Annotated in this window: 12 protein-coding genes; 7 read left to right on the top strand and 5 right to left on the bottom strand. The window is 71.4% G+C overall.

Annotated features, from left to right (window positions below; translation table 11 throughout):
- Window positions 1-133 precede the first annotated feature (133 nt).
- The 7 genes from HD594_RS02950 to HD594_RS02920 all read left to right on the top strand — a co-directional run bounded on the left by HD594_RS02950 (window position 134) and on the right by HD594_RS02920 (window position 7,339).
- Entirely contained in the window at window positions 134-340 is a 207-nt protein-coding gene (locus HD594_RS02950; protein ID WP_184749544.1) for a cold-shock protein, read from the top strand.
- Between the two features lie 143 nt (window positions 341-483).
- Window positions 484-1,716 carry a hypothetical protein gene (locus HD594_RS02945; RefSeq protein WP_184749543.1) on the top strand — a complete coding sequence of 411 codons (1,233 nt, stop codon included), beginning with the start codon at window positions 484-486 and terminating at the stop codon, window positions 1,714-1,716.
- 2 nt (window positions 1,717-1,718) lie between these two features.
- Window positions 1,719-2,951 carry a polysaccharide pyruvyl transferase family protein gene (locus HD594_RS02940; RefSeq protein ID WP_184749542.1) on the top strand — a complete coding sequence of 411 codons (1,233 nt, stop codon included), beginning with the start codon at window positions 1,719-1,721 and terminating at the stop codon, window positions 2,949-2,951.
- Window positions 2,948-3,508: an acyltransferase gene (locus HD594_RS17640; protein WP_184749541.1), complete on the top strand. Its 561-nt coding sequence runs from the start codon at window positions 2,948-2,950 to the stop codon at window positions 3,506-3,508. The genes HD594_RS02940 and HD594_RS17640 overlap by 4 nt, the downstream gene beginning before the upstream one ends.
- Window positions 3,505-4,686 (top strand): glycosyltransferase, encoded by a 1,182-nt coding sequence (locus tag HD594_RS02930; RefSeq protein ID WP_184749540.1) that lies wholly within the window; start codon window positions 3,505-3,507, stop codon window positions 4,684-4,686. Before HD594_RS17640 ends, HD594_RS02930 begins: the two co-directional genes overlap by 4 nt.
- Before the next feature lie 185 nt (window positions 4,687-4,871).
- Window positions 4,872-6,380 (top strand): sugar transferase, encoded by a 1,509-nt coding sequence (locus HD594_RS02925; RefSeq protein WP_184749539.1) that lies wholly within the window; start codon window positions 4,872-4,874, stop codon window positions 6,378-6,380.
- A gap of 11 nt (window positions 6,381-6,391) precedes the next feature.
- A complete protein-coding gene (locus HD594_RS02920; protein WP_184749538.1) occupies window positions 6,392-7,339 on the top strand; it encodes a glycosyltransferase in 948 nt (315 codons plus the stop codon).
- A gap of 3 nt (window positions 7,340-7,342) precedes the next feature.
- Here HD594_RS02920 and HD594_RS02915 read toward each other — a convergent pair whose 3' ends face one another.
- From HD594_RS02915 to HD594_RS02895, 5 genes are read right to left on the bottom strand one after another with little or no spacing between them, the layout of a single operon-like run.
- Entirely contained in the window at window positions 7,343-8,215 is an 873-nt protein-coding gene (locus HD594_RS02915) for an SGNH/GDSL hydrolase family protein (protein ID WP_184749537.1), read from the bottom strand.
- Complete coding sequence (locus tag HD594_RS02910) at window positions 8,212-9,870, bottom strand: oligosaccharide flippase family protein (RefSeq protein WP_184749536.1); 1,659 nt, start codon at window positions 9,868-9,870, stop codon at window positions 8,212-8,214. Before HD594_RS02910 ends, HD594_RS02915 begins: the two co-directional genes overlap by 4 nt.
- The gene (locus HD594_RS02905) at window positions 9,828-10,673 is read right to left on the bottom strand and encodes a glycosyltransferase family 2 protein (protein ID WP_246414190.1); all 846 of its coding nucleotides are present in this window, start codon (window positions 10,671-10,673) and stop codon (window positions 9,828-9,830) included. Before HD594_RS02905 ends, HD594_RS02910 begins: the two co-directional genes overlap by 43 nt.
- 5 nt (window positions 10,674-10,678) lie before the next feature.
- Window positions 10,679-12,268 carry an O-antigen ligase family protein gene (locus HD594_RS02900; RefSeq protein WP_184749534.1) on the bottom strand — a complete coding sequence of 530 codons (1,590 nt, stop codon included), beginning with the start codon at window positions 12,266-12,268 and terminating at the stop codon, window positions 10,679-10,681.
- 12 nt (window positions 12,269-12,280) lie between these two features.
- On the bottom strand, window positions 12,281-13,177 hold the full coding sequence (locus HD594_RS02895) for a YveK family protein (RefSeq protein WP_184749533.1): 897 nt from the start codon (window positions 13,175-13,177) through the stop codon (window positions 12,281-12,283).
- Window positions 13,178-13,193 lie beyond the last annotated feature (16 nt).

Below are 13,193 nucleotides of genomic sequence, written 5' to 3'. Positions count from 1 at the left end.
GATGGGCCCGTCATCGTTGTGCAACGTTTGTGTCACTGAATTCCACAGGGGTTGCCGAGACGCGGGGCGAATTGGCTAGCGTGGAATCGATCTCGCGCCGTCGGCGTGGGGCGATCGCACAGGACGGCGTTGGATGAGCACGCAGGGCACAGTGAAGTGGTTCAACTCGGAGAAGGGCTTCGGGTTCATCGCACCCGATGACGGCGGTGCCGACGTGTTCGCGCACTTCTCGGCCATCCAGGCCAAGGGGTACCGCTCGCTCGAGGAGAACCAGCGCGTCGAGTTCGACATCGCGCAGGGTCCGAAGGGCCTGCAGGCGGAGAACATCCGCGCCATCTGAGCGCACGCCGATCGGTGCGCGGAGTTTGCCTCCGCGTAACCTGCGCGAATCACTCGCTCCGTAAGTTGGAGGCGTCGCGGTGCTCTGCACGTGCGACCAGGCCGATGGGGTCCAACACGGAATTCGAGTGATTGGACGGGCGAATGGGCGATATCTCCCGTCGCGCCGTCGTGGTCGCGATCCTCGCGTCGGCGCCGGCCGCCCTCGTCGCGTGCGCGCCACGATCTGAGACCGCAGCGACACCCCGCCCGACGGCGACCAAGCCCGCGGCCGCGACCGCTAGTCCGACGGCTGATCCCGACGGCCCGCTGGCCGCCGCCGCGTACGGCCCGACCGGGCGGCACTGGCCGAGCCGGACGCCGGTCCCCGGCGACGAGTTCGACCTGCTCGTCGAGGCCGAGTGCGACTGGCAGGAGATCTCGAACGCGATCCAGTACGTCGCCGAGCGGACCCAGGACGGCCGCGGATGCGTGCTGGTCAAGCCCGGGGAGCTTCCCGGCTACGGGGCGGGGTCCTCGAAGCCGCCGGTCATCCACGGGGTCGGGACCGCCGACCGGTCGTCCCGCGTGCTGGTCATGCCGCGCGACGGCGCCGCGAGCATCGAGATCACCGATTCGATCCGGATCGACGGCGTCACCGGCGTCTCGTTCGTCGGATTCTGGCTCTACCCCGGCAGCGTCGTGCTGACGTCGGTGCAGGATGTGGCCTGGGCCTGGTCGAAGGGCCGTGCGTTCAACGTGTCGGCCGGATCCTCGGGGCCGGTGAGCGACGTCGAGCTCGTGGAGTGCGTGTCGCCCGAGGCCCAGCTGATCGAGTCCGACGCCTGGGCGTTCCGCACCGGCGAGAACGAGATCGACGGCATCTCGGTGGTCGGCTGCTACATCGCGCCGTCCTACAAGCCCGATGGATCCCAGGCGCACTGCGACTCCCTGCAGCTGTCGGGCAACCCCACCCAGAACCGGATCTCGATCGTCGACTCCGTCATTTTCGCGTCGACCAACGCGGCGTTCATCCCGTCCAGCAACGCGGCGAACGTCGTGTTCCAGAACTCGCTCGTGGTCGCCGGGGACCGCATGCTCCAGCGGTATCCGCTGCCCGGCGAGGCGAACGCCTTCACCTCGGGCCTGCCGACCGCGGTCAACGGCGTCGGGACGGTCGGCATCCTGTCCGCCGAGGGCTCGACGTTCATCGGCGGTGTGCGCGGCGAGTGGAAGTCGGTGGTCGACTCCGTGGTCTCGGGCGACGCCGCCCGCGTCCGCAGCGCCTCGGGCTCGTTCCGCAGCGACGAATCCCTCAGCTCCATCGATGCGGACTGGCTCGAAGCCCGCACCCCCATGCCGTCGGACGACCGCCTCGCACGTATCTGGAGCGTATGAGCATGAGACCTCCCGCCTGGCTTCTGGCACCGCTGCGCAGCCCCGCTGCGCTGAGGGCGGTGGACCGCGTGGCGCTGCACGCCGCACCGTCGGCCGGGGGCGACGGCCATGTCGTCCTGGCCCCGCCCGGACGGGGGAACATCGGCGATCAGGCGCTCGTGGAGGCGTTCGTCGAGGCGGTGGAGGGCCCCGTGACGGTCATCGTCCGCGCGCCGGACGACATCGACATCCCGGAGCGGCTCGCCCCGCGCATGCGCACCGTGGCACTGCCCGCGCTCGTGTACGGGTCGGCCGTCGGCCGAGCCCGCGACCTGCGGCGCTTGAACTCCGCGGTCGCCGGGGCGGCGACCTTCGCGATCCTCGGAGCCGACATCATGGACGGCGCGTACGTCGCCCGGGCATCGGTCGGCCGCGCACTCCTGGCGCGTCGCTTCGCCGAGCTCGGATGGGACTGCCGTGTCATCGGCTTCAGCTGGAACGCGGCGCCGGCCGCTGTCGCGCTGGACGCGCTGCGGTCGGCCGATCGAGCGGGTTCCGTCCTCTACGTGCGGGACCCGCGATCGGCCGAGCGTGCGCGGGGCGACGGACTGCGCGCGCAGGACAGTGCGGACATCGTCTTCACCGCCGCGTCCCGCGATCCCGGGGTGGTCGACCGGCTTCTCCCCGACCTGGCGCCGGAGGAGCCGCTGGCGCTGGTGAACGCGTCGGGACTGGTCGGCGCCAGGCTCGGCGGCTACGCCGACGCGATCCGGCGACTGCGCGAGAGCGGGCGACGGGTCCTGATCGTCCCGCACGTCTCGCGGCACGGAGCGGATGACATCCCGCTGTGCACGGCGCTGGCCGACGTTTTCGCCGCGGATGCGGGCGTGGTCCTGGTGCCTGAGCTGCTGACGCCGCCCGAGATCCGCTCCCTCGGAGCCCGGGCCTCGGTCGTCGTGACCGGGCGGATGCATCTGGCGGTCATGTCGCTCACCGCCGGGACGCCGGCGCTGACGGTCGCGACGCAGGGGAAGGTGGAGGGGCTGATGGATCTGTTCGGCACGCCGGAGCTGTGCATCGCCCCGGGCGACGACTTCGACCACGACCTCCCCGCGGCGGTTCAGGCCGTCATCGCCCAGGAGGACTCGCTGCGATCGAGGATCCTCGCCGCCCGCGACGAGGTCGTCTCGCGCGCGTGGCGGAACGTGGACGGCATGGCGGCGGCGATCCCGGACTCGGACGAGGTGGCGGCATGAACGGCATGACGATCGTGCAGAACGCGATGCGGCTGCGCGACGCGGCCTACACCGGCTTCGTCCGGGGCGGATTCGCGGGGCTCGGGTCGGGGAGCCGCATCATGCTCCCCTTCCGCGCGGGCAATCCGCACAAGGTGTGGATCGGGGACAACGTGCTGATCGGCCCCTCGTCGTGGTTCATGGTCCCGCGACTGGACGCGGATGGTCCGGTGATCTTCATCCACGACCGCGTCCGGATGAACCAGACCTCGATCGCCGCCGTCACCAGCGTCGTCATCGAGGAGGCGGTGGGACTCGCGCGCGGTGTCTACATCGCCGACCACATGCACGGCTTCGACGAGCCGGGCGTGCCGGTGCGGGACCAGCCCCTCGAGCGGATCGCGCCCGTGCGGATCGGGCGCGGCGCCTGGCTCGGGCAGAACGTCGTCGTCATGCCGGGCGTGACGATCGGGGCGGGCGCCGTCATCGGGGCCAACTCGGTCGTCACCCGCGACGTGCCTGCGCGCACGGTCGCCGCCGGATCCCCGGCGCGCGTGATCCGGGAGCTGGTCGGATGAGCGCCCGCGATGTCGTCTTCACCTTCTCCTACGAGACGTACGCGGATGCCGTGCACCGCGGGATGATGCGTCCGCCGGACCGCATCCTGCAGACGCTCATGGCGTCCGACGACGTCGACGGCCTGCTGGTGGCGAACCCCTTCCGCTCGCACTTCAGCGTGCTCGGCCGGCGCCTGCGTCGCGACGGGCCGGCCTTCCCCGAGTCGCCCCGTCGCCGTCTGGTGACGCCCACGCGATTCCGGCGCGCCGATCCCATCGGCAAGAGCATCGTGCGCACCTACCGCGGTTACGATGCCGCGCTGCGCCGCGAGGCCGAGCGCATGGGGCTGCGCAGCCCGGCCGTGATCACGACGAATCCCCTCGTCGCCGCCTTCTGCCCGTTCGCGTGGGCGTCGTCGGTGACGTACTTCGGACGCGACGACTGGCCGAGCTCGACAGGACGGCAGCGATACTGGCCGGCCTACCTCGCCGCGTACCGCCAGATTCGGGAATCCGAGATCGCCGTCGCCGCGGTGTCGCAGCAGATCATCGACCGGATCGACCCCCTCGGGCCGCGCGCGGTCGTGCCCAACGGCGTCGAACCGGAGGAATGGGCAGGGCCGGTGCCGCCCGCTCCGCGGTGGCTCGAGGCCATCCCGACCCCCCGGGCGGTGTACGCCGGGACACTGGACCAGCGCCTGGACGTCGAGGGCATCGCACAGCTCGCCGCCACGCGCCCCGATCTGCACATCGTGCTGCTCGGACCGGCGCCCGACCCCGACTACGTGCGCCCCCTCGACCGCCTTCCCAACGTGCACGTGCATCCGGGCGTCGGGCGGACCGAGCTGGTGTCGGTCCTGCGCAACTGCCAGCTCTCGCTCCTGGCGCACCGGCGGACGCCGCTCACCGAGGCGATGAGCCCGCTGAAGGTGTACGAGTATCTCGCCGCCGGGCTCCCGGTGGTCTCGATCGACCTGCCGCCGATCCGGGGCATCGACGACCGGGTCCTGGTCGCACCCAGCACAGGTGAGATGGGGGCGACGGTCGACCGCGCCCTCGAGATCGGGGCGATGGGCGAGGATGAGCGCTCGGCGTTCATCGCGCAGCACAGCTGGGCGGCGCGACACCGGGCGATCCTCGCGCTGACCCACCGATCCGAATTGTTACCGAGATGTGAAGAAATGCCGTCGCTGACGTGAAACCCGGCTCAGGCTCTGGACCGCCCGGTGCGGGCGTCCTAACCTGAGACCGACGCAAGCAAGCCGCTCTGGCCGTCGCGTCGCACGCACCACTCGCGCTATCCACGTCACACCCGCCACACGCCGTGCGGCGGTCACCGCTGGGCCGATGTCGTCCCTCCTGATTCTCATGTCGGGGGGTCTACATGAGTTTCCTGAGCCAGTCCGTGCCGCCGTCGGCGGAACGGCGGCCGCGCACCGGCGCGATCGCGATCGTCCCGGCGCAGCCGCGCGCGGCAGCCTGGTACCCGCGTCTGGTCGGCGGAATGCTCGCCGGCGACGTCGTCGCCGTGACGCTGTCGCTCGTGGTCGCGTCGTTCGTGCGCTTCGGGTCCGTGTCTCAGTGGAGCGCGTCCACGGCACTCGGCTACGTGCTGGCGGGCCTGTCGATCGCCACGGTGTGGATCCTGTCGCTGTGGGCGGTCAAGAGCCGCGCCAAGCGCATCGTGGGCGAGGGCCTCACCGAGTACCAGCGGGTGCTGAACGCGACGCTGTTCGCCTTCGGCGCGGTCGCGATCGTGTGCTACGTCGCGCAGATCGACTTCGCGCGCGGGTACGTCGCGGTCGCGATGCCGCTCGGACTCGCGCTCCTGATGGGCAACCGCCTGGTGTGGCGCCGAGTGCTGCTCGCGCTCCGGCGCGACGGGCGGTGCCTCACGGGCGCGATGGTGGTCGGAGCGGCGGTCGACGTCGACCGCACGGTGCGCGAGCTGCGCGGCAGTGTGCGTGCGGGGTACCGGCCGGTGGCGGTGTCGCTGACCGACCGGCTGGACGCCGCGCCCGCCCCGGTCCGCGAGGCGCTGTCCAGCCTGCCGCGCGTGCCCTTCGACGGCGTCGTGGCGGCGACCAGAGGCTCGCGCGTGAAGGCGCTGATGGTCGCCGGCGACCTGCCCGGCGGGCGCGACCGCATCCGCGAGCTGGGCTGGGCGCTGGAGAACTCGCGGGCTGAGCTCATCCTCGTGTCGCGACTGACCGATGTGGCCGGACCGCGGATCCACCTGCGACCCGTCTCGGGCCTTCCGATGGTGCACGTCCAGCTCCCCCAGTACTCGGGATTCGCACACTCGCTGAAGAGGGCTTTCGACATGGTGGCCGCCGGCGCCGGCCTCCTGGTTCTCTCTCCCGTCTTCGCCGTGATCGCGCTGCTGATCCGGTTCGACGACGGCGGGCCGGTGATCTTCCGCCAGGAGCGTGTCGGGGTCGGCGGCTCGACGTTCACGATGCTCAAGTTCCGCTCGATGGTGGTCGATGCCGAGGCGCGCCTGGCGTCGCTCGCCGACCGCTCCGAGGGCAACGGCGTCCTGTTCAAGATGCGGCACGATCCGCGGATCACCCGCGTCGGCCGTGTTCTGCGCCGCTTCTCGCTGGATGAGCTGCCGCAGCTGTGGAACGTGCTCCGAGGCGACATGAGCCTGGTCGGGCCGCGGCCGCCGCTGCCGAGCGAGGTCGAGTCGTACGAGGGGCACGAGACTCGACGCCTCATCTCCAAGCCCGGCATCACCGGGCTGTGGCAGGTGAGCGGGCGAAGCGATCTCAGCTGGGAAGAGAGCGTGCGCCTGGACCTCTACTACGTCGAGAACTGGTCGTTCACCGGCGATCTGCTGCTGGTGATGAGAACCGTGGTCCAGCTGTTCCGGCACGACGGCGCCTACTGAGAGGAATCGACATGTCCAAGGCGATGATGGTCTGCTCGGGCGGCGGACACCTCAAGCAGCTCTTCACGCTGGCCGAACGGCTCGGCGTCGATCCCGACGACCAGGTGTGGATCACGTTCGAGAACGGGCTGTCCAGCTCGCTGCTGGCCGATCGCGAAGTCCACTACGCTCCGTTCGTGGCGCCGCGCGACGTCGGGAACCTCGCACGACTGAGCATGCTCGCGCTCCGTGTGATGTCGCAGCACCGCTACGACCGTGCGTTCAGCACGGGGTCGAGCCCGGCCGTGGCGGTGCTGCCGATGGCGGTCGCCCGCGGAGCGAGCGCGCACTACATCGAGAGCGCGGCGCGTGCGGACGGCCCCAGCATGTCGGGCCGCATCCTCGAGCGCATCCGAGGGATCCGCACGTACACCCAGTACCCGGCGTGGGAGAGCGGGCGGTGGTCGTACGCCGGATCGATCTACGACGGGTTCGGCGAAGGCCCGCGGACGGATCCGCCCGAGCGCATCCGACGCGCTGTGGTCACGGTCGGCACGCAGGAGGGCTACGGGTTCGATCGCCTGTACGACGCGGTCGTCCCGCTGCTGACGGACTGCGACGAGGTCCTGTGGCAGTCCGGTCCGCAGGATCTGTCGCCCTGGGGTCTCCAGGGCCGCTCCCGCGTCTCGCACGACGAGCTGAACGCCGCGGTGCGGGACGCCGACGTCGTCATCGCCCACGCAGGCACGGGCTCGGCGATCACCGCGTTCGAGCAGGGGAAGTTCCCCATCCTCGTGCCGCGCCGCGCAGCCCACGGCGAGCACGTCGACGACCACCAGGTCCAGATCGCGCGCGAGATGCAGGCGCGCGGACTGGCGTTCATGAGCTCCCCCGAGGAGCTCGACGCCACGGTGATCCGCGAGGCGGCCCGGCGTTCGGTCGTGCCGCGCGATGCGCCGGCGATGCGTCTGGCCGCCTGAGCCCTACGGCGAGATCGCGCTCGCCACGACGGGCCAGGCGGCGTCCGCGAGCGCGGCCTGGCCGGCGATCGACGGATGGAAGCTGTCGATCGCCGACACGTGCTCCACCTCGAACCGCACGGCATGGACGGCGCCGTCGTCCGACGTGCACTGCTCGACGGCATCGCACGCGGCGATGATCGCGGCGTCGTAGGCGTCCACGGTCTCCTCGATCGCCGCGCGTCGCTCGACGTCCGCGGTCGCGTCCGAGTCCGCCTCGGCGAGCAGGGACCGGCACGACGGGCTCGCCCCCCACATCGCCACCGTCTCGGGATCGGTGCGACCCAGCTCCCACAGGCGCAGGACGTCGGGAACGGACAGCGCGACGATCCGGGTGTCGGGGAGCGCCTCGGCGATGCCGGTGAGCATCGCCGAATACTGGGCGGCGAATTCGGCGGGGGGTGTCACCTCGTCCACGGTCGGCTTGCAGGCGTCGTTCGCGCCGAGCAGGATCAGCACCAGGTCGGCGCCCGTCGAGGCGATGAGATCGACCGAGTCCACGCCGTAGTCGACGCCCGCACCCAGGCGGGCGATGGGCGTCGCGCGCGGATTCGCCCCGAGCTCGTCGTTGATCCGCTGGACGATCGAGTCCACCTCGGGTTCGGAGCCGACCGCCCACGATGCCTGCGGGCAGGCCTCCTGCGAGCCGCAGGCCGAGACGCCCAGCGTGATGGAATCGCCGACGACCGCCATCGCCCCGACCGCGGGCGCGCTCCGCGGGGTCTCGGTGACCGCGACCGGCGTCGTCGTGGGCTCGGGAGCGGTCGCGGCGCACCCGCCTGCGACGAGGGCGGATGCCGCCAGCGCGGTAGCGGCGAGTGCGCGGTGTCGTCTCATCGTCGTTCCTCCTCGTGGCGCGACTCGTTCTCACGCGCGACGCTCTCAGCCGTCTCGATCTCGGCCTGCGACGGCTCGTCGACCCCGAGGGCGGCCGCCGGCGCGTCGACCGGGAGGTCGGAGCCAGGAGCCTTGGCGGGTTCGCCGCCGCGCGGCTTGCGCGCCTTGCGGACGAAGTCGAGCATCATCGCGTAGTCGCGCCGGTAGACCGGGAGGATCGCCGCGGCGGCGAGCACCGCGGCGCCGGCGAGGCCGCCGGCGATCACCTGGACCAGCTCGGGGAGCCCCGCGGTCCACAGGGCCGTGGCGTAGGCCGCCCCGAACGACAGGGCGGCGACCAGCGCGGGACGAACCAGCGGCGCGGCGATGTCGGTCCAGCCGCGCAGGAACGTCCCGCGGATCGCGACGGCGAAGCCGGGCACGAGCAGCGTCGCGGTGACCAGACCGTAGAGCAGGGCGAGCCCGTTCATGCCGTTCCAGGCGATGCCCACGAAGAACGACGCGATGACGATGGGCCTGGTCACGAGGTAGTAGACGAGCTGGCGGTGAGCGCGGCCCAGGCTGATGTACAGCCACCCCTGCACGTTCCCGACCGCCTGCGCGACGCCGGCGATGGCCAGCAGCGCGAAGACGTCCGCCGCCGCGCTCCATCCGGGCCCGAGGAGGACGAACATGAGCGGCTGCGCGACGGCGGCGGCGATGGCATACGCCGGCAGGGCCAGGTAGCCGATCACGGCGAGGGCGTTGCGCACGTAGCGGCGGTATCGCTCGCCGTCGTCCTGCAGCCGGGACAGGACGGGGAGCGCGACGCGTCCGAGCGGCGCGGTCAGCTGCTGCTGCGGCAGCAGGAACAGCGCATAGGCGCGGGAGTACTGACCCAGGGCGGCGGAACCGAGCTGCTGACCGATGATGACGTTGTCGAGATTGCGCGCGGCGTAGTTGAGAAGCTGGACGCCGAAGATGCTGCCGCCGGTGCTGACGAACGGGCGGATGTCGCGGCTGATGCGCGGCGGTCCGAAGCGCGGCTTCGCGGCGATCCAGAGCGCGATCAGCCGGTACACCTGCCCGGCGCCGGCCAGCACGACGAGCGACCAGACCCCCCAGCCGATCCACGCCGTGACGATCGAGAGCACCACGCCGACGCCCATCGCGACGACGTCGATCATCGCGAGCGTGCCGAACTCGAGGCGGCGCTGGACGGCTGCCTGCATGGGCATGGCGAGACCGTTGGCCAGAAGCGTCGGCGCGATGGCGAGCGTGAGGACGACCAGCCGGGGCTCGCCGTAGAGCACGGCGATGAGCGGCGCGGCGGCGGCGACCGCGATCATGAGCACCGTGCCGAGCAGTGTCGAGAACCACAGCAGGCTCGACCACTGCCGGTCGCTGAGGTTGCGCGACTGGACGATCGCGCCGGTCAGTCCGAAGTCGCGCACGAGGTCGGCGACGCCGACGATCGCCATGATCATCGCGACGAGACCGAAGTCGCTCGGCTCCAGCAGACGCGCGAGGATCATCGTCGAGGCGAGCTGGATGAGCGTCTTCAGCCACAGTCCGCCGGCGGTCACGGCCGCACCGCGCGAGGCGCGGTGGCTGAGATTCGACGGAACCGTGTTCATGCCCTCGCCGCCGATCGCAGACTGTCGTCGCGCGCCCACGACACCGGGCTCCGGCGCTCCGCACGCGCCTTGAGCTGCACCATGCCGAAGCCGTAGACGTACGCGGGCAGGCTCGGCCACAGCGACGGGCGGGCGCCGACGCGGCGCAGCAGGCGCGCGTACCGCACCGCCGCCGGATCCTGGCCGGCCAGCTGGACCTGGGCGGGAAGCGCGCGGTTGCCGCGCTCGATCCGCACGCCCCGACGGATGTGGGAGCCCATGTCGCGGGACGCCGCGACGGTGAACGAATGCCCGGGGAGCGTGAGCCGCTCGTCGGGGAGGAAGCGCTGCTGGACGAACCGGTCGTCCGCGATCACGTCCGGGAACGCCTCCCACCGAGCGCGCCCTTCGGCGTTGACGGCGTAGACCCCGGAGCCGATGTGCCCGCTCGCCCGGTAGTCCGACAGGGCCCAGATCCGGTAGTAGGCGCGCACCGCCGCGCTGCTGCGCGAGCTGTCGATCCGCAGCGCGGGCGCGGCGGCGCGCGCCGGCGACGGGGACGACAGCGCGTCGGCCAGCGCCCGCAGGGCGGCGGTGTCGATCGCGACGTCGGAGTCCACGTACGCGCGGGGAAGGACGGTGGCGACGGCGTCGCCGGCGTTGAGCGCGGCGATCTTCGACGCGCGGTCGATCTCCACGACCTCGACCCCCGGGACGGCGCGAGCCTGGGCCGCGGTGTCGTCGGAGCAGCCGTTGGCCACCACCACGACCTCGAACTCGCCGGGTGCCGCCTCGGCCAGCATCCGCTCGAGGGTGGTGCGCACGAGCGCGCCCTCGTCGTGGGCGGGGACGATCACGCTCATCCGCGTCACGAGGGACTCTCCGCGGCGACCGGGTCCGCCGTCCCCTCCGTCGCGACCGGCGCGCCGTCGCGGGCGGCGATCGCGGGCGGGCTCGCCGTCAGCAGCCACGCGCCGCAGGCGAAGAGGAACATCAGGACGAAGAAGGTCTGATAGAAGCCGAACGCGTCGTAGAAGAACAGCGCCGCGATGTACCCGGCCATCGACACCGAGAGCGTGAACGCGAGCATCGCATAGCGCGGCGCGTGCCGCGCCGTCGTGAAGGCGTATCTGAGCAGCATGATCGGCGGGGTGAGGACGAGGACGGCGAGGCCGATCACGCCGACCGCGCCCGCCTCCAGCAGCGTGCCCAGCACCTGGTTGTCGAGGATGAACGCGTTGGCGTCGTCGCCGATGACGATGCGGCTTCCGACGCCGGTCCCGAAGAACGGATGCTGCCGGGCCAGCGCCATGGCCGGTTCCAGGTCCGCCAGGCGACCGGCCCCGCCCCACCCGGCCGAGGTCTTCTGCGACGCGATGAGCGAGTCCACGTCGAGGAACGACCCGATCAGGGTGTCGAAGACCTTGGGCAGGATCAGGTACCCGGCCACCAGCGCCGGCAGTCCGAGGGCGATGAGGGTGACCCCGAGCATCGGGCGCAGGATGAGGGCGAGGAGCACCATCACGGCCAGCACCACGACGGCGGTGCGGGAGACCGCCGACAGGACGCCGAGCAGCAGGAAGACCACGGCGCCGCCGTAGGCGATGCGGCGGTTGATGTCGTTGACCGGTCGCGCACCGTAGCGGGCGAGGTAGATGGCGATCGGAATGAGCATGCACAGCATCACCGACAGCGCGATCGGATGCTGGGCCGAGGCGTACGAGCGGTAGCCGCCGGCGCGGAACGCGGCGCTCTCGTCGGTGAGCAGGTCCAGCGGCAGGAACGTCGAGAGCCGCCAGAACACGTTCACGCGCGTGGCCCGCTCGAAGGTCGCCAGGATCGCCACGATGACGCCCGACCAGACGAGACCGGTGAGCAGGCCCATCACGATGCGCTCGGTCGTGACGAGCTGCCGCACGATGTAGAAGGTCGACAGGAGGATGCCGTAGTTCACGAGCGCGCCGACCGCCGTCGAGGCGAGGTTCTGTTCGACCAGGCTGGTGCCGTTGACGATGACCGACAGCATCAGGGTCCCCACGAAGATCCCGATGGGCCACCCGAACGCCACGGGCTGCCAGCGCCGCGTGCGGTCCAGGACGAGGGCGCCCAGGACCGCGATCAGAAGCAGGATCAGCACCACGCGGTACGGCTCGAGCGCGAACGGGAGGGGGATCGGCAGCGAGTACCGCCGCACCGGGATGAACATGACGACCGCCACGAGGATCGTCAGTCCGCCGATCCACGAGAACACCAGCCGGCGCGCCAGGTACAGCAGGGCCACGGTGAGCAGCACCGCCCCGGCGATGAGCGGGGGGAGCAGCAGCACCGACGCCACGGCGATCACGGCGACGATGGCGCCGGCGATCAGCTGGCGCACGCCGGTGCGTGCCGGGGCGGTCTCGTCACCGGTCGCCGCGGACGGCGTCGCGTCGGAGTCGATCGGAGCCAGGTGGGTCACGATCCGAGCCGATCAGGGCGTGTACGACGGTTCGTGCTCGACGGTGGATTCCTCGTCGGGGGTCGTCTCCGGCTCCTCGGAGGTGCCCTGTGCCGCGCGGGACCGGCGCGTCGCACCCGAATCGGCGACGGGCTCGTCGGACCGTGCCTCCTCGGCATCCTCCGGCGTCTCGGAGGCGCCGTCGGCCTGCTCGGCCGCCAGGGCCTTCTTGCGGGCGCGAGAGCTCCGGGCGCCGGCCACGATGAACGCGGCGACGACGAACAGCAGGAAGACGCCGACGAACGTGATCGCGATCGGGATGGCCGGGTTGGAGCCCTCGACCTCCTCGGCGGTCGCCGTGTCGAGCACCGAGAGCACGACGCGATCGCCGTTGGGGATGTTCGACTCGTCCTGCTGCGCGAGGACGTCCTCGATGAACAGCTGGGCGGCCGCGTCCGAGATCTCCTCGGCCCGATCGGGCGACGTCGAGCCGCCGACCACCGCGATGATGGGGAGCGTGTAGCGCCCGGGGAAGGCCTCGTCGCCGCCCGGCTGCGTCGTGCGGCGCAGGGCCGTGAGTCCCTCGGTGTCGCTGAACGCGCCCACCTGGGTCTCGACGCGCTCGCGCATGTCGGTGCCGCTGATGATGTAGGCGTACAGGATGGCCTTGGAGGTCAGGTCGGTCTCCTCCGGGAGCGTCTGCCCCTCGACGAGCGCCTGGCCGGGGATGACGGCCTGGTACATGTCGCTCGACGGGCTCGAGACCAGCAGCGTGGTCTCGGCCGTGTACTCCTGCACCGCGCGTGACTGCACCTTGCCGTCGACGATCGCGAAGCCCGCGAAGAACGCCGCGACCGCGGCGACGAGCACGCCGACCAGCAGCAGCCACTTGCTCTCCCACAGAACCTGCAGGTACCTGGGTACGCCCATTGTCTCTTCTCCCTGT

The organism is Microbacterium thalassium (assembly GCF_014208045.1).
Classification (GTDB): domain Bacteria; phylum Actinomycetota; class Actinomycetes; order Actinomycetales; family Microbacteriaceae; genus Microbacterium; species Microbacterium thalassium.
The sequence above is the reverse complement of the archived record's forward strand: the minus strand, read 5'-3'. Positions and strand labels throughout refer to the sequence as shown.